Consider the following 16,761-nt stretch of genomic DNA (forward strand, 5'->3'; position numbering starts at 1 on the left):
CTGCCGGGCCCGCGCCCCCCCCCCCCCCGGGCGTGGCTCTCGGCCCGGGGCCGGTGCGGCCGCCCGCGCTCCGGGCCGGCCCCCCCCCCGGGGTTTGGGCCTCAGCCCGTTCCCAGCCCCTGGAGGGTTTCGGGAAGGGGCGGGGTGGGGCATCCCAGGGCCTGGGGCGAAGCCCCGGCAACCCCGGCCGGGTGCGGACCGTGCGTGGCTGGTCGCGCAGTTCCCCCGCGCCCCCAAGAAACGCAGGGCACCCTGCACACCAAGGCCACCCCCGCCCCACCGCGGCGGAGCCGTGCCGAGAGCGCGTCCCGGGGCTACTGGGGGTCGGGGCCCGTCGCCACCGGGCGGGACTCGTCCGAGGACCACTCGGACCACGAACCGGCGTACAGCGCCGCCGGGATGCCCGCCACGGCCAGCGCGAGCACCTCGTGCGCGCCGGAGACACCGGAGCCGCAGTAGACACCGACCTCAGTGTCCGCGGCGCCAAGCGCCTTGAAGCGGGCGGCCAGTTCGGCGGCCTGCAGGAAGCGGCCGTCCGGGCCCACGTTCTCGGTCGTCGGCGCCGACAGGGCACCCGGGATGTGCCCGCCCACCCGGTCGATGGGCTCGACATCCCCGCGGTACCGCTCCGCCGCGCGTGCGTCGAGCAGCACTCCGGAGCGGGCCAGCGCGGCCGCCCCGTCCGCGTCGAGGAGCCCGACCGCGCCCGGCTCGGGCCGGAAGTCGCCCTCGACAGGCGCGGGAAGGCCGGTGGAGAGCGGGCCCGTCCAGGCGGCGAGTCCACCGTCGAGCACCCGTACGTCGTCGTGGCCGGCCCAGCGCAGCAGCCACCAGGCGCGGGCCGCGGCCCAGCCCTGACCGCCGTCGTAGACCACGACCGGCGTACCCCTCGACACGCCGGCGCCGCGCATCACCCGGCCGAATCCGGCCATGTCCGGGAGCGGGTGCCTGCCGCCGGATCCGGGCGGCCCGGCGAGTTCCGCGTCGAGGTCGACGAAGACGGCGCCGGGCAGGTGCCCGGCCTCGTACGCGGCCCGGCCGTCGAACGGCGCGGCCCCCGCCGCCTTCGCGGAGGTCAGCTGCCAGCGGATGTCGAGCAGGACCGGCGGCCGGTGGCTTGCCAGTTCGGTCGCGAGGTCGGCTGCGGTGATGAGGTGATTCATGGGGTCATCCTCGCGCAGAGTCCGCCCGGAACGTAACGCCCAGGAAACGGGTGAGCGGCCCCAAAGCGGGCAAGCTCCTGCGGGAACGCGCCAAATGCGGCGCGGCCGGGGCGCTCCGCGGCGTCCGTGGTGGAACCATCGGCCCGGGTGCGCGGGTTTGTGCAGCGCACCCTGCGAGCAGCAGTTTCGCGACGGCCGAGGAGAGAGTGACGATGACCCAGTCGGAGACCCGGCGCATCCCTGGCACACCCTGCTGGGTGAGTCTCATGGTGCACGGTCTGGCCGCGACCCAGGAGTTCTACGGCGCACTGTTCGGCTGGGAGTTCATCCCCGGCCCGCAGCAGCTCGGCCCCTACGTCCGCGCCCTGCTCGACGGCCAGGAGGTCGCCGGGATCGGCCAGTTGCCGCCCGACCGTCATCTGCCGATCGCGTGGACCACCTACTTGGCGACCGACGACGCGGACGCGACCGCCGAGACGATCCGGCACTGCGGCGGCACCGTGGGGGTCGGCCCGCTCGACGCGGGCGAGGCGGGCCGGATGGCGATCGCGTCGGATCCCGCCGGCGCCGTGTTCGGCATCTGGCAGGGCGGCGCGCACATCGGCGCCGCCGTCGCGGGCGCGCCCGGCACGCCCACCTGGAACGAACTCGTCACCCGCGAGACCTCATCGGTCGCCAAGTTCTACCAGGCGCTGTTCGGCTACGACGTGGAGCCCGTCATCTCGGCCGACTTCGACCAGGTGACCCTGCACCTGGAGGGCAGGCCCGTCGCCTCGCTGCACGGCGCGGGCAACGCACTGCCCCGCGACAAGGGCTCGCACTGGATGACGTACTTCGAGGTGGCGGACGTCGACGGGGCGGCTCTGCGGGTCTCCGAACTGGGCGGTCACGTGCTGCGCCGGCCACGCGAGGACACGAGCGGCCGGGCCGCGACGGTCGCCGACCCCGAGGGCGCGGTGTTCACCCTCGTACGGTCGGTCTGAGCCCGCGGGTTCTCAGGCGCGGGCCGCTTCGGCGTCGACCGGGAGTACGTCCGGGGAGAGCGCGGCGGCACGGGCCGCGGCGGCGGTCATGCGGCGCCGGTGGTGGCGCCGGCACAGCACCTCGTAACCGACCTCGTCCGCCGCCTGGTTGACGTCGCCGACGACGACCTGGGCGCCCTCGACGACCATCTGGCCGCCTATGGTGCGGGCGTTGTGGGTGGCGCGGGCGCCGCACCAGCACAGCGCCTCGACCTGGAGCACCTCGACGCGGTCGGCGAGTTCGACGAGCCGCTGGGAGCCGGGGAACAGCTTGGAGCGGAAGTCGGTGGTGATGCCGAACGCGAAGACGTCGAGGTCGAGGTCGTCGACGACCCGGGCCAGCTGGTCGATCTGCTCCGGCGCGAGGAACTGTGCCTCGTCCGCGATGACGTAGTCGCAGCGGCCGCCCTTGGAGAGGTGGGCGACGAGGTGGGCGTAGAAGTCGAAGCCGTCGGCGGCCTCGACCGCGTCGGTGACGAGACCGAGCCGGGACGACAGCTTGCCCGTGCCCGCGCGGTCGTCCCGCGTGAAGATCATGCCCTGAAGGCCTCGCGCCGAGCGGTTGTGCTCGATCTGAAGAGCGAGGGTGCTCTTTCCGCAGTCCATCGTTCCGGAGAAGAACACCAGCTCGGGCATGGGAGGGTGACGGCCTTTCAGATCTGAGGGGTGGGTGGCTACGAGCGTACTTCGAGGAGCGGTACGAGCTGTTCCACCGGGGTCATCGAGCCGTGGTTGCCGACCATCAGGGACTCGTGGGGCTCGCGCCGCGACGCGGTGATGACGACGTCGTCGCGGGCCGCGGCCACCACGTCGCCGATCCGGCCGTACACCCGCTCGTCGATCCGGGGACCGAACCAGCCCGCGGCGATCGCCTCGTCGCGGCCCGCCACCCAGAACTGCTCGCCGAGCACCTCGCGCCAGCAGGTCAGCACGTCCGCCTGGGCGCCCGGCACCGCGTACACATGGCGGGCCCGGCCCTCGCCGCCGAGCAGGGCGACACCGGCCCGCAGCTCCCAGTCCTCGTCGAAGTCGATGCGGGACTGTTCGTCGAAGGGGATGTCGATCATGCCGTGGTCGGCGGTGATGTAGAGGGCCGCGCGGGGCGGGAGCTGTTCGGCGAGGCGCTGGGCGAGCCGGTCGACGTACATCAGCTGGCCGCGCCAGGCGTCCGAGTCGACGCCGAAGCGGTGACCCTTGCCGTCGACCTCGGAGTAGTACGTGTAGACCAACGAGCGGTCTCCGGCGGCGAGTTGGGCCGCTGCGAGGTCCATGCGGTCCTCGCCGGAGAGCTTGCCGCGGAAGGTGCCGCCGCTCAGTGCGATCTTGGTGAGCGGGGTGTGCTGGAAGTCCGGCGCGGAGACCTGCGCGGTGTGCACACCGGCCTGGTCGGCGAGGTGGAAGACGGTGGGGTACGGCTGCCAGACGTGCGGGTCGGTCCAGGGCTTCCAGCGGAGCTGGTTCATCAGCTCGCCGGCGTCCGGGTCGCGCACGGTGTAGCCGGGCAGCCCGTGCTCGCCGGGGGCGAGCCCGGTGCCGACCGAGGCGAGCGAGGTCGCGGTGGTCGCGGGGAATCCCGCGGTTATCGGCCGCCCGGTGCCGCCCCGCGAGGTGGGGAGCAGGGCGTGCAGATAAGGCGCCTCGTCGGGGTGGGCCCTGATCTGCTCCCAGCCGAGGCCGTCGATGAGGAAGACACAGTTGCGGTCGGCGGGCGTGAGCTCGGCGATGCGCTGCTCGAATCCGGGTACGCCCTGGCCGGCCACGAGGGTGGGCAGCAGATCGGCGAGCGATCCGGTGCCGTACTCGGGGACGGGCGCGGTGTCGAGGGCGAGGGGTTCGGGATCCTGCCAGGCGGGCTGGGCCATCAGCGGCCGGTCGCCGCGGTCGCCTCGGACAGCGCCTGGGCGAAGGCCAGGGTCTGGCGGACGGTGTCGGGGCCGTCACCCGCCTCGCTGACCCGCAGGCTCAGGTCGTCGGCGGTGGAGTTGCCGGTGTATCCGTGGTCGGCGTCACAGTTGGGGTCGCCGCAGGCGGCGGGCTCCAGGTCGAGCCGGGAGACCGCGCCCCAGCCGATGGTGAGGACGACCTCGCGGGGCAGGGTGCCCGGGGTGTACGACTCGGGGTTGGCGACGACACGGCTCACCACGACGGACGAGATCCGGGCGAGCTTCACGGACTCCGTCGAGGTCGTCGCGTACGGCGTCGGGGAGCTGGTGTCGGCGTTCTGCTCGTCGGTGTGGCTGACGATGAAACGGTTGTCCGTGAGCACGAGGACCGTCACATGGCGGCGTACCTCGTTGGCGTCGAAGGTGGTTTCCTGGTGCACCAGGTACGACGCGATCGGCTCCCCGCCGACTGCGGCCTCCACCGCCTCGGCCACCAGGGCCGGGTAGTAGCCGCTGCGCTCGATCGCCGCGCGGAGCCCTTGGGTCGTCGTACCGGTCTTCGCCATGGGGTCCATCTTAAGGGGCCGCAGGGGGCCGGTGGCCCGGCGCGGGCTCTCAGTAGCTGGGCAGACGCCTGGGACCGAGATCGCCGAGGGCCGGGGCGGGGGCGAGACGGACCGTCGCGCCGAGCACCGCGAGGCCCTGCTGGGCGACGATGACGGGCTCAAGGCCGACGGCGACCACCTCGGGGTGGTCGTCGACCAGCCGCCCCACCCGCAGCAGCAGCTCTTCGAGGGCCGCGGTGTCGACGGGCGCGGAGCCGCGCCACCCGAACAGGAGCGGCGCCGTCCTGATGGTTCTGAGCAGCTCGGCCGCGTCACGGTCGGTGGCCGGGATGAGCCGGTGGGAGGTGTCGCCGAGGAGCTCGGACGCGGCTCCGGCAAGGCCGAACGAGAGCACCGCGCCGACCGCGGAGTCGATCGAGGCGCGTACGACGGTGTCCACGCCGCGCGGGACCATGGCCTGCACGACCGGAGCCAGCTCTTCCGGCTTGCCGAGCGTGGCCGTCAATTCGGCATATGCACGGGCGAGTTGGTGTTCGTCGGCGAGGTCGAGGCGGACGCCGCCGAGGTCGGGGCGGTGGCGCAGGTGCGGGGCGGTGGTCTTGAGGGCGACGGGGTAGCCGAGGCGGCCTGCGGCCTCGACGGCGTGGGCCACGTCCGGCGCGGGCAGCGTGGGGTGCACCGCGATGCCGTACCGGGCCATCAGCTCCTCGCCGTCCGCGGCGGCCAGGGTGGTGCCGCGGGGGTCGGGGTCCGGCCCGAGCAGGCGCTCGATCAGCGCGGCGGCCCCGGTCTCGTCGATGTCGTCGTACTCCCCCACCTTGCCGGGGTCGGCCGCCGCGCGCCGCCACTCGGCGTAGCGCACGGCTTCGGCGAGGGCCCGTACGGCTCGCTCGGCGGCGGGGTAGGCGGGGATTGGCTGCGCCGCGGCGGGGGTGGCCGGGGCGCGCGCCGGGCCGCTTTCCGACTGACTGCCGGTGGGGGTGCCGGGCCGTGCTGTAGCGGGGCTCGGCGAGGTCGCGTATGCCGTGGGCTGGGGGGACGGTTCGATCGGGCCGGCGGGGCGGGGGGCCGTGCGGGTGGCCGCCGACAGGGCCTCCGCGAGGCCGCCGATCTCCACGTGGACCACCGCGACCGGCTTCGCCGGAGCCGTGGCGGCGGCCTCGCGCAGGGCGTCGGCCAGGACCCGGCCGTCGCCGGACTCCAGCGCTCCGCTCTCGCCGACCCAGGGAATGGCGGTCACCACGACCGCGTCGCACCTGTTGTCGGCCAGCGCGGCAGCCAGCGCCGTGCGGAAGTCGGCCGGGGTCGCCGCCGTCGTCAGGTCGAGCGGCCTGCGTGGACGCAACCCCTCGGTCAGACAGGCGTCGTACGTCAGGAGGCCGAGCGATTCGGAGTTGCCGAGGATCGCCACGCGCGGCCCGGCCGGCAGCGGCTGGCTCGCGAGGAGCAGGCCGGCGTCGACGAGTTCGGTGACCGTGCCCACCAGGATGACGCCGGCCTGACGCAGCAGCGCCGAGACCGTGGCGTCCGGCACCCGGGTCACCGGCACCGCGTGGCCCGGCGGGGTGGTGCCGCTGTGCCGGGCGCCCTTGACCACCACGACGGGCTTGGCCGCGGCCGTACGGCGGGCGAGACGGGTGAACTTGCGCGGATTGCCGATGGATTCGAGGTAGAGCAGCACGACATCGGTGTCGGGGTCCTCGTACCAGTACTGGAGGAAGTCATTGCCCGAGACGTCGGCCCGGTTGCCCGACGAGATGAACGTGGACAGGCCCGCACCACGCCGGTAGAGCCCGGACAGGAGGGCGATGCCGATCGCGCCGGACTGGGTGAACAGGCCGATGCGGCCGGCGGGCGGCGCCTCCGGGGCGAGCGAGGCGTTCAGGCGGACGCCGGCCGCGGTGTTGATGATCCCGAACGCGTTGGGGCCGATCAGACGCATCCCGTACGAACGGGCCTGGCGCACCAGGGCGCGCTGGCGCTCCCTGCCCCGCGGGCCGCTCTCCGCGTAGTCGGCCGACAGGACCACCAGGCCCTGGACGCCGTGTTCGCCGCAGTCGGCGACGGCCTGCGGCACCCGCTCGGCGGGCACCGCGATGATCGCGAGGTCGACCGGTTCGCCGATCGCGCCGACGGAGGGGACGGCGGGGACACCGTCGAGTTCGCGCTGCTCCGCGGTGAGCGCGTGGTTCACGGCGTGGACGCGGCCCGTGAAGCCCGCGTCCAGGAGGTTGCGCAGCACCGCGCGGCCGACACCGCCGGGGGCGCGGCCGGCGCCGATGACCGCGACCGAGCCGGGCGCGAGCAGCCGCTGCACGGAGCGCGCCTCGGCGCGGTGCTCACGGGCGCGCTGCACGGCGAGCGACTCGGCGGTGGGTTCCAGATCGAGGGTGAGATGGACCGAGCCGTCCTCGAAGGAGCGCTTCTGCTGGTAGCCGGCGTCCGTGAACACCTTGATCATCTTGCTGTTGGCGGGCAGCACCTCGGCCGCGAACCGCCGGATGCCGCGCTCGCGGGCGACGGCCGCGATGTGTTCGAGCAGGGTGGAGGCGACGCCCCGGCCCTGATGAGCGTCCTGGACGAGGAAGGCGACCTCGGCCTCGTCGGCGGGTGCGGAGGCCGGCCGGCCCTGGGCGTTGATCCGGTCGTAGCGGACGGTCGCGATGAACTCGCCGCCGACGGTCGCCGCCAGCCCGACCCGGTCGACGTAGTCGTGATGGGTGAAGCGGTGGACGTCCTTGGCGGACAGGCGCGGGTAGGGCGCGAAGAAGCGGTAGTACTTCGACTCGTCCGAGACCAGCTCGTAGAAGGAGACGAGCCGGTCGGCGTCCTCGGCGTTGATGGGCCTGATGCGCGCGGTGCCGCCGTCGCGGAGCACCACGTCGGCCTCCCAGTGGGCGGGGTACGCGGGGTCGGACGCCGTCGTCATACGGAAAGCGTACGGGTCGCGGGGCCGTACGGGGCGGGGGAAAGTGGCAAGGGCCGATCGGCGGCACACCCGGGCCTAAGGTCGGTAGGAGCACCGCACACCCCATGAGAGACTGGTCTAGACAACCGTCAGAGATTTCGAAGGGCAACACCATGGCTGAGCGCCGCGTCAACGTCGGCTGGGCCGAGGGCCTGCACGCCCGCCCCGCGTCCATCTTCGTCCGTGCCGCCACGGCCGCCGGAGTCCCCATGACGATCTCCAAGGCCGACGGCAACCCGGTCAACGCCGCGTCCATGCTCGCGGTGCTCGGCCTGGGTGCGCAGGGCGGCGAGGAGATCGTGCTGGCCTCCGACGCCGAGGGCGCGGACGCCGCGCTCGACCGTCTGGCCAAGCTGGTCGCGGAGGGTCTCGAGGAGCTCCCCGAGACCGTCTGACCCGGTCGACGTCACACCGGAGGACCGCGGGACCCGGATGCGGGCCCGGCGGTCCTTTTGTCTGTCCGCGGGTCCCCCCGCACGCTCCGGTCCCGGCAGCCGCACCTGCGTCGCCCCTGCCTGCGCGGCACCCCCGTTACGCGCGCGCACCCGCCGTGTTGACGGCGCGTTGCGGGGTGCTCACCGCATCGGGGCTGCGCAGCCGATGGGCCGGAAAGGTGCGCTCGGCGTGCTGGGCGGTGAGTGCGCGGGCGCGTTGGGCGTCGCCGCGTGCCACCGCGTCGGTGATCGCGCCGAGTTCGGCCCAGGCCTCGGCCGGGCGCTCCGGCGGGTCGGTCACGTACATCCAGTCCACCTTGTGCCGCACCTGTGTGAGCAGCGCGATCAGGCCGGGGCTCGCGGAGGCCTGGGCCAGCGTCTCGTGGAACCAGCCCCACAGTGAGCGCGCGTCCTCGCCCCGGCTGCGCCCTGCCCGTTCCTGACCCAGCCTCACCAGGCCGCGCAGTACCCGGAGATGGGCCTCTTCGTGCCGTTGGGCGGCGCGGGCCGCGGCCAACGGCTCCAGGAGCAGGCGCAGTTCGAGGAGGTCGGCGGCCTCCTGGTCGCCGAGTTCGGCGACACAGGCGCCGACGTGCCGGCGGGTGGTGACGAACCCCTCGGACTCCAGGGTGCGCAGCGCCTCGCGGACCGGGACGCGGGAGACCCCGTAACGGCGCGCGAGGGCCTCCTCGGCGAGCCGGGCGCCGGGCGCGAAGACACCCGAGACGATGTCACCGCGCAGAGCCGTGACGATGGAACGCGCCGGAACCCGCACGCCGGACCTCCTCTGGGATCGTCGCCGAAAGCGGCTGGGCAGCGCCTCGTCGGCGGCCGTCCGGGGACTGTAGGGCAGGCCTGTTACGTCCGGGTGACGGGCGGCGCGCGGGAACGCCTTTCGGCCAACGGGCCGGCGGGCCAACGGCGAAGACCCCCGGCGCGGAGCCAGGGGTCTTCGGTGTGCGCGGGGGTCGGCGGGACGCCTCAGACGGTCACGCCGTGCGAGCGCAGATAGGCGACCGGGTCGATGTCCGAGCCGTACTCCGGGCCGGTGCGGGCCTCGAAGTGCAGGTGCGGGCCCGTGGTGTTGCCGGTGTTGCCCGAGAGGGCGATCTGGGTGCCCGGCTCCACGGACTGACCGACGGAGACCTGGATGACCGAGAGGTGGCCGTACTGCGTGTACGTGCCGTCGTGCATCTTGATCACGATGTTGTTGCCGTACGCGCCGCCCGGGCCGGCCTCGACGACGGTGCCCATGCCCACCGCGTGCACCGGGGTGCCGATGCCCGCGTGGAAGTCGATACCGGTGTGGCTGCCGGAGGACCACAGCGATCCGCCGGTCTTGTAGCCCGTGGACACATAGCTGTTGGCTATGGGGGCGACGAAGGTGTTGAGCCGCTTGCGCTCCGCCTCGCGCGCCGCGCGCTCCTTGGCCTCGCGTGCCTCCTGGGCGCGCTGCTCGGCCTTGCGCTTGGCCTCCGCCTCGGCCTCCGCCTTCGCCTTGGCCTTCGCGGCGGCCTGCTTCTGCGCGTCGGCCTGGGCGTCCAGCTGGTCGGCGAGGGTGTCGCCGATGACGATGGCCTGAGTCAGGCCGGTGTCGGTGGTGGTGCTCGGGGCGGCGACGGCCGGGGAGGCGAGGGTGCCTACGACTCCGGCGGTGGCGAGGGTGGCGATGCCCGCGATGTTCGCGCTGCGGCGCGTCATCCGGCTGGGCGCGCGGTGTTTCCCGGTGGCACGGGTGAACGCCATGGAGTGGCGGTGTCCTTTCCTTCCATCTCGCCTACCGGGTTAGCTGACGGGTTCGGAGCAGGAAGGTCTCCTACGGGCTCCTCCGCGGGCGGAGGCGTCCGATTCACCCCAGGGACTGAGTGGGTCCCCGGCTCCCCAGGCTCGCGCCATACGGGGACTCGGCGATCACTGTCCGGTGCCGCGGCTGCGACGGGTGGTGACGGACAGCGCGGTTGACGCTAGACGGCTGATCTTTCAATCACCAAACAGACACAGGTTTTTGTTGCGCACGCCACACGCCAGACAGGCAACCTCTGCAATAAACCGGACATATGGGGAGACCCCGGGGGCGCAGCCGCCACCGGGGTCCCGTATGCCCCGGGGGTCCGGGGCCCAAAGACGTGTCAATCAGCCTGTGACGACGCTCACTTCACCGATGCCGAGCGCCCGCACGGGCTCCTCGATCTGGGCCGCGTCGCCCACGAGGACCGTGACGAGCCGGTCGGCGGGGAAGGCGTTGACGACGGCCGCCGTCGCCTCCACGGTGCCGGTCTCGGCGAGCTGTGCGTACAACTGCGCCTGGTAGTCGTCCGGCAGGAACTGCTCGACCTGGTCGGCGAGGGTCGCGGCGACCGCGGCCGCCGTCTCGTACTTGAGGGGCGCGACCCCCACCAGGTTCTGTACGGCGCTCTCGCGCTCGGCGTCCGTCAGACCCTCGGCGGCGAGCTTGCGCAGCACCTTCCACAGGTCGTCGAGGGCGGGCCCGGTGTTGGGGGTGTCGACCGAGCCGCTGATGGCGAGCATCGCGGCGCCGCCGTCCGGCCCCGAGCGCAGCACCTGGCCGAAGGAGCGCACGCCGTAGGTGTAGCCCTTCTCCTCGCGCAGGACGCGGTCCAGGCGCGAGGTGAGGGTGCCGCCCAGGCAGTACGTGCCGAGCACCTGGGCCGCCCACACGCGGTCGTGGCGGTCGGCGCCGATACGGCCGATGAGCAGCTGGGTCTGGACGGCGCCGGGGCGGTCCACGATGACGACCCGGCCGGTGTCGTCGGCGGTGATCGGCGGGACGGGACGGGCCTTCGCGGTGGTGCCGGTCCAGGCGCCCAGGGTGTCCGCGAGGATCGCGTCGAGGTCGGTGCCCGACAGGTCGCCGACGATGACGGCGACGGCCGTCGCGGGCCGCACGTACGCCTCGTAGAAGGCGCGCACCGCGGCCGCGTCGATCGCCGCGACGGTCTCTTCGGTGCCCTGGCGGGGGCGGGACATCCGCGCGGTGGCCGGGAACAGCTCCTTGGAGAGCTGCTTGGCGGCGCGCCGGGCCGGATTGGCCTGCTCGTGCGGGATCTCGTCGAGCCGGTTGGCCACGAGGCGCTCGATCTCGGACTCGGCGAACGCGGGGGCCCGCAGCGCCTCGGCGAGCAGCGAGAGCGCCTTGGGCAGCCGCGAGACCGGCACTTCGAGGGAGACCCGGACGCCGGGGTGGTCGGCGTGCGCGTCGAGGGTGGCCCCGCACCGCTCAAGCTCCGCGGCGAACTCCTCGGCCGAGTGCTTGTCGGTGCCCTCGGTCAGGGCGCGCGCCATGATCGTGGCAACGCCGTCGAGGCCCTCGGGCTCGGCGTCGAGCGGCGCCGCGAGGAAGATCTCGACGGCGACGACCTGCTGGCCGGGGCGGTCGCAGCGCAGCACCGTCAGGCCGTTGTCGAGCGTGCCGCGCTCGGGCGCCGGGAAGGCCCACGGCTTGGCGGAGCCCGCGGTGGGCTGCGGGTGGAACTCCATGGTCACGACAGCGTCCGTCACTGGCCCGCCTCTTCCTCTTCGTTGCCTGCCTCGGGTGCCGCGGTGGGCTCGTACACCAGGACCGCCCGGTTGTCGGGGCGCAGCGTCGCGGCGGCGATCGCCTTGACCTCGTCCGCGGTGATCTCCAGGACGCGGTCGACGGCGGTCAGGGCGAGCTGCGGGTCGCCGAACAGGACGGCGTAGCGGCACAGTTCGTCGGCGCGGCCGGCGACGGTGCCGAGCCGGTCGAGCCATTCGCGCTCCAACTGGGCCTGCGCGCGCTCCATCTCCTCGTCGGTCGGGCCCTCGGCGGCGAACCGCGCGAGCTCCTCGTCGACGGCGGCCTCGATGTCGGGGACCTCGACGCCGGCGGAGGTCTTGACGTCGAGCCAGCCGAGCGAGGGGGCGCCGGCGAGCCGCAGCAGGCCGAAGCCGGCGGCGACCGCGGTGCGGTCACGGCGGACCAGACGGTTGTGGAGGCGGGAGGACTCGCCGCCGCCGAGGACGGTCAGCGCCAGGTCCGCGGCGTCGGCCTCGCGGGTGCCGTCGTGGGGCAGCCGGTAGGCGGCCATCAGGGCGCGCGCCGGCACGTCCTCCTCGACGACCTCGCGCAGCTGACCGCCGATGGTGCCGGGCAGGGCGCCGTCGCGGGGCGGCTGCTTGCCGTCGTGCGAGGGGATGGAGCCGAAGTACTTCTCCACCCAGGCCAGCGTCTGCTCGGGGTCGATGTCGCCGACCACCGACAGCACCGCGTTGTTGGGCGCGTAGTACGTGCGGAAGAACTGCCGCGCGTCGTCGAGGGTCGCCGCGTCCAGGTCGGCCATCGAGCCGATCGGGGTGTGGTGGTAGGGGTGGCCCTCCGGGTAGGCGAGGGCGGTGAGCTTCTCGAAGGCGGTGCCGTAGGGCACGTTGTCGTAGCGCTGGCGGCGCTCGTTCTTGACGACGTCGCGCTGGTTGTCCATCGACTCCTCGTCGAGGGCGGCCAGCAGCGAGCCCATGCGGTCGGCCTCCAGCCAGAGCGCGAGCTCCACCTGGTGGGCGGGCATGGTCTCGAAGTAGTTGGTGCGCTCGAAGCTGGTGGTGCCGTTCAGCGAGCCGCCGGCCCCCTGCACCAGCTCGAAGTGGCCGTTGCCGTGCACCTGCCGGGAGCCCTGGAACATGAGGTGCTCGAAGAGGTGGGCGAGACCGGTGCGGCCCTTGACCTCGTGGCGCGAGCCCACGTCGTACCAGAGGCACACCGCGGCGACCGGGGTCAGGTGGTCCTCGGAGAGCACCACGCGCAGGCCGTTGGCCAGTCGGTGCTCCGTCGCTGTCAGGCCGCCGGAGCCGGCCTGCGCTGTGGCCGTGTGACCCATGGGCATGTACGTCCCTTCGTTCGCGATGTGCAGTACCGCAGTGTGGAGTACTGGCGGAGGAAGTCCTACCTGGGTGAAGAAGTCCTGGGTGAAGAAGTCCTGGATGAAGAAGTCCTGCCACTGTATGCAAGCGCGTGGGCACCTGGCGAAGTTCCCGGGTCGCGGTCGGCGTTGTCAGTGGGACGGTCCACAATGGTCGGATCCAGATCCGATCCGGTACGTGAAGGAGCAGCAGCCGCGATGGCCCGCCGCAGCACGAAGACCCCGCCGCCGCCCGACGACTTCGAGGAGCGGATCCTCGACATCGACGTCGTCGACGAGATGCAGGGCTCCTTCCTCGAGTACGCGTACTCCGTGATCTACTCGCGGGCCCTGCCGGACGCGCGGGACGGGATGAAGCCCGTCCAGCGCCGCATCGTCTACCAGATGAACGAGATGGGCCTGCGCCCGGACCGCGGCTATGTGAAGTGCGCCCGCGTCGTGGGCGAGGTGATGGGCAAGCTGCACCCGCACGGCGACGCCTCGATCTACGACGCCCTGGTGCGCATGGCGCAGCCGTTCTCGATGCGCCTGCCCCTGGTCAACGGGCACGGCAACTTCGGTTCGCTCGGCAACGACGATCCGCCGGCCGCGATGCGGTACACCGAGTGCAAGATGGCGGACGCCACCTCGCTGATGACGGAGTCGATCGACGAGGACACCGTCGATTTCGCCTCCAACTACGACGGTCAGGAGCAGGAGCCGGTCGCGCTGCCGGCCGCCTATCCGAACCTGCTGGTCAACGGGTCGTCCGGGATCGCGGTCGGTATGGCGACCAATATGCCGCCGCACAACCTGGGCGAGGTCATCGCCGCGGCCCGCCATCTGATCCGGCATCCGCAGGCGGACCTGGAGGCGCTGATGCGCTTCGTGCCCGGTCCCGACCTGCCGACGGGCGGGCGGATCGTGGGCCTTCAGGGCATCAAGGACGCGTACGAGTCGGGGCGCGGCACCTTCAAGATCCGGGCCACGGTCTCGGTGGAGAACGTGACGGCGCGCCGCAAGGGCCTGGTCGTCACCGAGCTGCCGTTCACGGTCGGCCCGGAGAAGGTCATCTCCAAGATCAAGGACCTGGTCGGCTCGAAGAAGCTCCAGGGCATCGCCGATGTGAAGGACCTGACCGACCGTTCGCACGGCCTGCGTCTGGTCATCGAGGTCAAGAACGGCTTCGTCCCGGAGGCCGTTCTGGAGCAGCTCTACAAGCTGACGCCGATGGAGGAGTCCTTCGGCATCAACAACGTGGCCCTGGTGGACGGCCAGCCGCTGACGCTGGGTCTCAAGGAGCTCCTTGAGGTCTACCTCGACCACCGCTTCACCGTGGTGCGCCGGCGCAGCGAGTTCCGCCGCACCAAGCGCCGCGACCGGCTGCATCTGGTCGAGGGTCTGCTGGTGGCGCTCGTCGACATCGACGAGGTCATCAGGATCATCCGGTCGAGTGACAACTCGGCGCAGGCGAAGCAGCGGCTCATCGAGCACTTCTCGCTGAGCGAGATCCAGACGCAGTACATCCTGGACACCCCGCTGCGCCGGCTCACCAAGTTCGACCGGATCGAGCTGGAGAGCGAGCGCGACCGGCTGACCGGCGAGATCGACGAGCTGACCGGGATCCTCGACTCGGACGGCGAGCTGCGCAAGCTCGTCTCGGCCGAACTGGCCGCGGTGGCGAAGAAGTTCAGCACCGACCGGCGCACGGTCCTGCTGGAGTCGGCGGGCGCCCCGGTCTCGGCCGTCGCCCTGGAGGTCGCGGACGACCCGTGCCGGGTGCTGCTCTCCTCGACGGGCCTGCTGGCGCGTACCGCCCATGGCGAGCCGTTCGTGCCGGGCGAGGACGACAAGCGGGTCAAGCACGATGTGATCGTCTCGGCGGTGCCGGCGACCCAGCGCGGCGATGTGGGCGTGGTGACGTCCACCGGACGGCTGCTCAGGCTGGCGGTGATCGACCTGCCGCAGCTCCCGGACACGGCGTCCGCGCCCAACCTGTCGGGCGGCGCCCCGATCTCGGAGTTCCTCTCCTCGCTGGAGCCGGACGAGACGGTGGTGTGCCTGACCACGCTCGACGAGTCGTCACCGGGGCTCGCGATCGGGACCGAGCAGGGCGTCGTCAAGCGCGTGGTGCCCGACTACCCGTCCAACAAGGACGAGTTGGAGGTCATCACCCTCAAGGACGGTGACCGGATCGTGGGCGCGGCCGAGTTGCGCACCGGCGAGGAGGACCTGGTCTTCATCACCGACGACGCCCAGCTCCTTCGCTACCAGGCGAGCCAGGTGCGCCCGCAGGGGCGGCCGGCGGGCGGCATGGCCGGCATCAAGCTGGCCGACGGCGCCAAGGTCATCTCGTTCACGGTGGTCGACCCGGCGGGCGACGCGGCGGTGTTCTCGGTGGCGGGCTCGGGGGCGACGCTCCTTGGCGATGCGGCGGTCTCCGCGAAGCTGACCCCCTTCGACCAGTATCCGCGCAAGGGCCGGGCCACCGGCGGGGTGCGCTGTCAGCGGTTCCTGAGGGGTGAGGACAAGCTGGTGCTCGCCTGGGCCGGCCCGGCCCCGGTGCGCGCCGCCCAGGCCAACGGCGCCCCGGCGCAGCTCCCGGAGCTCGACCCGCGCCGTGACGGTTCGGGCACACCGCTGGTCTCCCCCGTGGCGATCCTGGCGGGCCCGGCCTCGTAACGGGGCCGGAGGCATCAACTAGCCGATGGGGCCGGGGAGTTCATCGAACTCCCCGGCCTCGTCCGTGTCCCGGACCGTGTCCTGCGGCTCCCGCTCCGGCTCGGGAACGTAGCGCAGGACGCCCCACATCGCCTCCTCGGGCGGGGGCCCGTCCGTGGTCGCGGCCACGCACCCGGCGAGCTGCTCGTCGAGCGCTGAGGCGTCGATGCCCGCGCCGATGAGGACGAGTTCGGTGCGGCGGTCCGGCCCGGGCGGCCACGGCTCGGGGTAGAAGCGCAGGAAGCGGCCGACGGCGTGCAGGCTGTACCGGTTCCGGGGGTCGGCCGCCCCGAAGTCGACGAACCCCTTGATGCGGTAGAGGCCCTCGGGCCGGGTGTCGAGGAAGGCCATCAGGCGGCGCGGGTCCAGGGGCACCTCCGAGGTGAAGGCGAGGGATGCGTACCCGGCGTGCAGATGCGCGCCGTGCCCGTGGCACCCGGCGTGGTGCTCGTGGTCCTCGCCGCATCCGGGCGCCTCGTCGTCCAGGAGGTCCTCGAAGGCGAGCTGGCCGACCCGTTCGGTGCGGGGCCGCGTGTCGAAGAAGAGCTCCGGGTCGACCCGGCCGTACGTGGACTCGACGACCGCGCACGTTCCCGGCAGAGTGGTACGCAGCCGGGCGATGGCCGCCGCGTCGACCCGGTCGGTCTTGTTGAGCACCACCAGGTCGGCGACGGCCAGATGACGCTCGATCTCGGGGTGCCTGTCGCGGGTGGTGTCGTACTCCGCCGCGTCGACGACCTCGACCAGGCCCCCGTACACGGTCCGCGGGTTCTCCCCTGCGAGCACCATCTTCACCAGCTCCTGTGGCTCGGCGAGGCCGCTCGCCTCGATGACGATGACATCGAGGCGGGCGGCGGGCCGGGCGAGCCGGTCCAGGTAGACGTCGAGTTCGCTCGCGTCGACCGCGCAGCACAGGCAGCCGTTGCCGAGCGAGACGGTGGAGTCGCCGAGCTGGCCCGCCACCGTCATGGCGTCGATCTCGATGGAGCCGAAGTCGTTGACGACGACCCCGATCCGGGTGCCGCGGCCGGCCCGGAGCAGATGGTTGAGCAGGGTGGTCTTGCCGGAGCCGAGGAAGCCCGCGAGGACGATGACGGGGATCTGCTTGCTCGCGCTGTCCACCGGCGGCC

General features: G+C 72.7%; 13 protein-coding genes and 1 riboswitch. Of the genes, 3 read left to right on the top strand and 10 right to left on the bottom strand.

What is annotated here, in order from left to right:
• Positions 1 to 314: 314 nt before the first annotated feature.
• A complete protein-coding gene (locus tag AB0D31_RS25980) occupies positions 315 to 1,163 on the bottom strand; it encodes a sulfurtransferase (protein ID WP_362727483.1) in 849 nt (282 codons plus the stop codon).
• A 212-nt stretch (positions 1,164 to 1,375) separates the two neighbouring features.
• On the opposite strand from AB0D31_RS25980, the gene AB0D31_RS25985 reads away from it, so the two are divergent.
• Positions 1,376 to 2,146: a VOC family protein gene (locus AB0D31_RS25985; protein WP_362727485.1), complete on the top strand. Its 771-nt coding sequence runs from the start codon at positions 1,376 to 1,378 to the stop codon at positions 2,144 to 2,146.
• A 12-nt stretch (positions 2,147 to 2,158) separates the two neighbouring features.
• On the opposite strand, the gene AB0D31_RS25990 is transcribed toward AB0D31_RS25985, so the two are convergent.
• Genes AB0D31_RS25990 through AB0D31_RS26005 form a run of 4 tightly spaced genes read right to left on the bottom strand, consistent with a single transcriptional unit; the run spans position 2,159 to position 7,563 of the window.
• Entirely contained in the window at positions 2,159 to 2,821 is a 663-nt protein-coding gene (locus AB0D31_RS25990; protein ID WP_362727486.1) for a thymidine kinase, read from the bottom strand.
• A 38-nt stretch (positions 2,822 to 2,859) separates the two neighbouring features.
• Positions 2,860 to 4,047, bottom strand: coding sequence for a nucleotide pyrophosphatase/phosphodiesterase family protein (locus AB0D31_RS25995; RefSeq protein WP_362727488.1), 1,188 nt, complete (start codon positions 4,045 to 4,047; stop codon positions 2,860 to 2,862).
• Positions 4,047 to 4,634, bottom strand: a complete 588-nt coding sequence (locus AB0D31_RS26000; RefSeq protein ID WP_267056834.1) for a DUF5998 family protein — start codon at positions 4,632 to 4,634, stop codon at positions 4,047 to 4,049. Before AB0D31_RS26000 ends, AB0D31_RS25995 begins: the two co-directional genes overlap by 1 nt.
• Before the next feature lie 49 nt (positions 4,635 to 4,683).
• Positions 4,684 to 7,563, bottom strand: coding sequence for a GNAT family N-acetyltransferase (locus AB0D31_RS26005; RefSeq protein WP_362727490.1), 2,880 nt, complete (start codon positions 7,561 to 7,563; stop codon positions 4,684 to 4,686).
• Between the two features lie 152 nt (positions 7,564 to 7,715).
• Here AB0D31_RS26005 and AB0D31_RS26010 point away from each other — a divergent pair, with 152 nt between their 5' ends.
• A complete protein-coding gene (locus AB0D31_RS26010; protein ID WP_362727492.1) occupies positions 7,716 to 7,997 on the top strand; it encodes an HPr family phosphocarrier protein in 282 nt (93 codons plus the stop codon).
• Between the two features lie 136 nt (positions 7,998 to 8,133).
• Here AB0D31_RS26010 and AB0D31_RS26015 read toward each other — a convergent pair whose 3' ends face one another.
• The 4 genes from AB0D31_RS26015 to AB0D31_RS26030 all read right to left on the bottom strand — a co-directional run bounded on the left by AB0D31_RS26015 (position 8,134) and on the right by AB0D31_RS26030 (position 12,889).
• Positions 8,134 to 8,811 (bottom strand): GntR family transcriptional regulator, encoded by a 678-nt coding sequence (locus tag AB0D31_RS26015; RefSeq protein WP_362727493.1) that lies wholly within the window; start codon positions 8,809 to 8,811, stop codon positions 8,134 to 8,136.
• 206 nt (positions 8,812 to 9,017) lie between these two features.
• Entirely contained in the window at positions 9,018 to 9,782 is a 765-nt protein-coding gene (locus tag AB0D31_RS26020; RefSeq protein WP_362727495.1) for a M23 family metallopeptidase, read from the bottom strand.
• A 13-nt stretch (positions 9,783 to 9,795) separates the two neighbouring features.
• Positions 9,796 to 9,956, bottom strand: a riboswitch (cyclic di-AMP (ydaO/yuaA leader).
• A 213-nt stretch (positions 9,957 to 10,169) separates the two neighbouring features.
• Entirely contained in the window at positions 10,170 to 11,534 is a 1,365-nt protein-coding gene (locus tag AB0D31_RS26025) for a pitrilysin family protein (protein WP_362727557.1), read from the bottom strand.
• A 17-nt stretch (positions 11,535 to 11,551) separates the two neighbouring features.
• A complete protein-coding gene (locus AB0D31_RS26030) occupies positions 11,552 to 12,889 on the bottom strand; it encodes a pitrilysin family protein (protein ID WP_362727559.1) in 1,338 nt (445 codons plus the stop codon).
• Positions 12,890 to 13,129: 240 nt separating this feature from the next.
• Here AB0D31_RS26030 and AB0D31_RS26035 point away from each other — a divergent pair, with 240 nt between their 5' ends.
• The gene (locus AB0D31_RS26035; RefSeq protein WP_362727497.1) at positions 13,130 to 15,592 is read left to right on the top strand and encodes a DNA topoisomerase IV subunit A; all 2,463 of its coding nucleotides are present in this window, start codon (positions 13,130 to 13,132) and stop codon (positions 15,590 to 15,592) included.
• A gap of 18 nt (positions 15,593 to 15,610) precedes the next feature.
• On the opposite strand, the gene AB0D31_RS26040 is transcribed toward AB0D31_RS26035, so the two are convergent.
• Positions 15,611 to 16,753 carry a GTP-binding protein gene (locus AB0D31_RS26040; RefSeq protein WP_362727498.1) on the bottom strand — a complete coding sequence of 381 codons (1,143 nt, stop codon included), beginning with the start codon at positions 16,751 to 16,753 and terminating at the stop codon, positions 15,611 to 15,613.
• Positions 16,754 to 16,761: the final 8 nt, after the last annotated feature.

The organism is Streptomyces sp. NPDC048361 (assembly GCF_040651795.1).
Classification (GTDB): Bacteria; Actinomycetota; Actinomycetes; order Streptomycetales; family Streptomycetaceae; genus Streptomyces.

Excerpts from the sequence above, each read along its gene's own strand:
- AB0D31_RS26020 (WP_362727495.1), bottom strand. The coding sequence starts at position 9,782 with ATGGCGTTCACCCGTGCCACCGGGAAACACCGCGCGCCCAGCCGGATG.
- AB0D31_RS25980 (WP_362727483.1), bottom strand. The coding sequence starts at position 1,163 with ATGAATCACCTCATCACCGCAGCCGACCTCGCGACCGAACTGGCAAGC.
- AB0D31_RS26030 (WP_362727559.1), bottom strand. The coding sequence starts at position 12,889 with ATGGGTCACACGGCCACAGCGCAGGCCGGCTCCGGCGGCCTGACAGCG.
- AB0D31_RS25990 (WP_362727486.1), bottom strand. The coding sequence starts at position 2,821 with ATGCCCGAGCTGGTGTTCTTCTCCGGAACGATGGACTGCGGAAAGAGC.
- AB0D31_RS26005 (WP_362727490.1), bottom strand. The coding sequence starts at position 7,563 with ATGACGACGGCGTCCGACCCCGCGTACCCCGCCCACTGGGAGGCCGAC.
- AB0D31_RS26010 (WP_362727492.1), top strand. The coding sequence starts at position 7,716 with ATGGCTGAGCGCCGCGTCAACGTCGGCTGGGCCGAGGGCCTGCACGCC.
- AB0D31_RS26025 (WP_362727557.1), bottom strand. The coding sequence starts at position 11,534 with ATGGAGTTCCACCCGCAGCCCACCGCGGGCTCCGCCAAGCCGTGGGCC.
- AB0D31_RS25985 (WP_362727485.1), top strand. The coding sequence starts at position 1,376 with ATGACCCAGTCGGAGACCCGGCGCATCCCTGGCACACCCTGCTGGGTG.
- AB0D31_RS25995 (WP_362727488.1), bottom strand. The coding sequence starts at position 4,047 with ATGGCCCAGCCCGCCTGGCAGGATCCCGAACCCCTCGCCCTCGACACC.
- AB0D31_RS26000 (WP_267056834.1), bottom strand. The coding sequence starts at position 4,634 with ATGGCGAAGACCGGTACGACGACCCAAGGGCTCCGCGCGGCGATCGAG.
- AB0D31_RS26035 (WP_362727497.1), top strand. The coding sequence starts at position 13,130 with ATGGCCCGCCGCAGCACGAAGACCCCGCCGCCGCCCGACGACTTCGAG.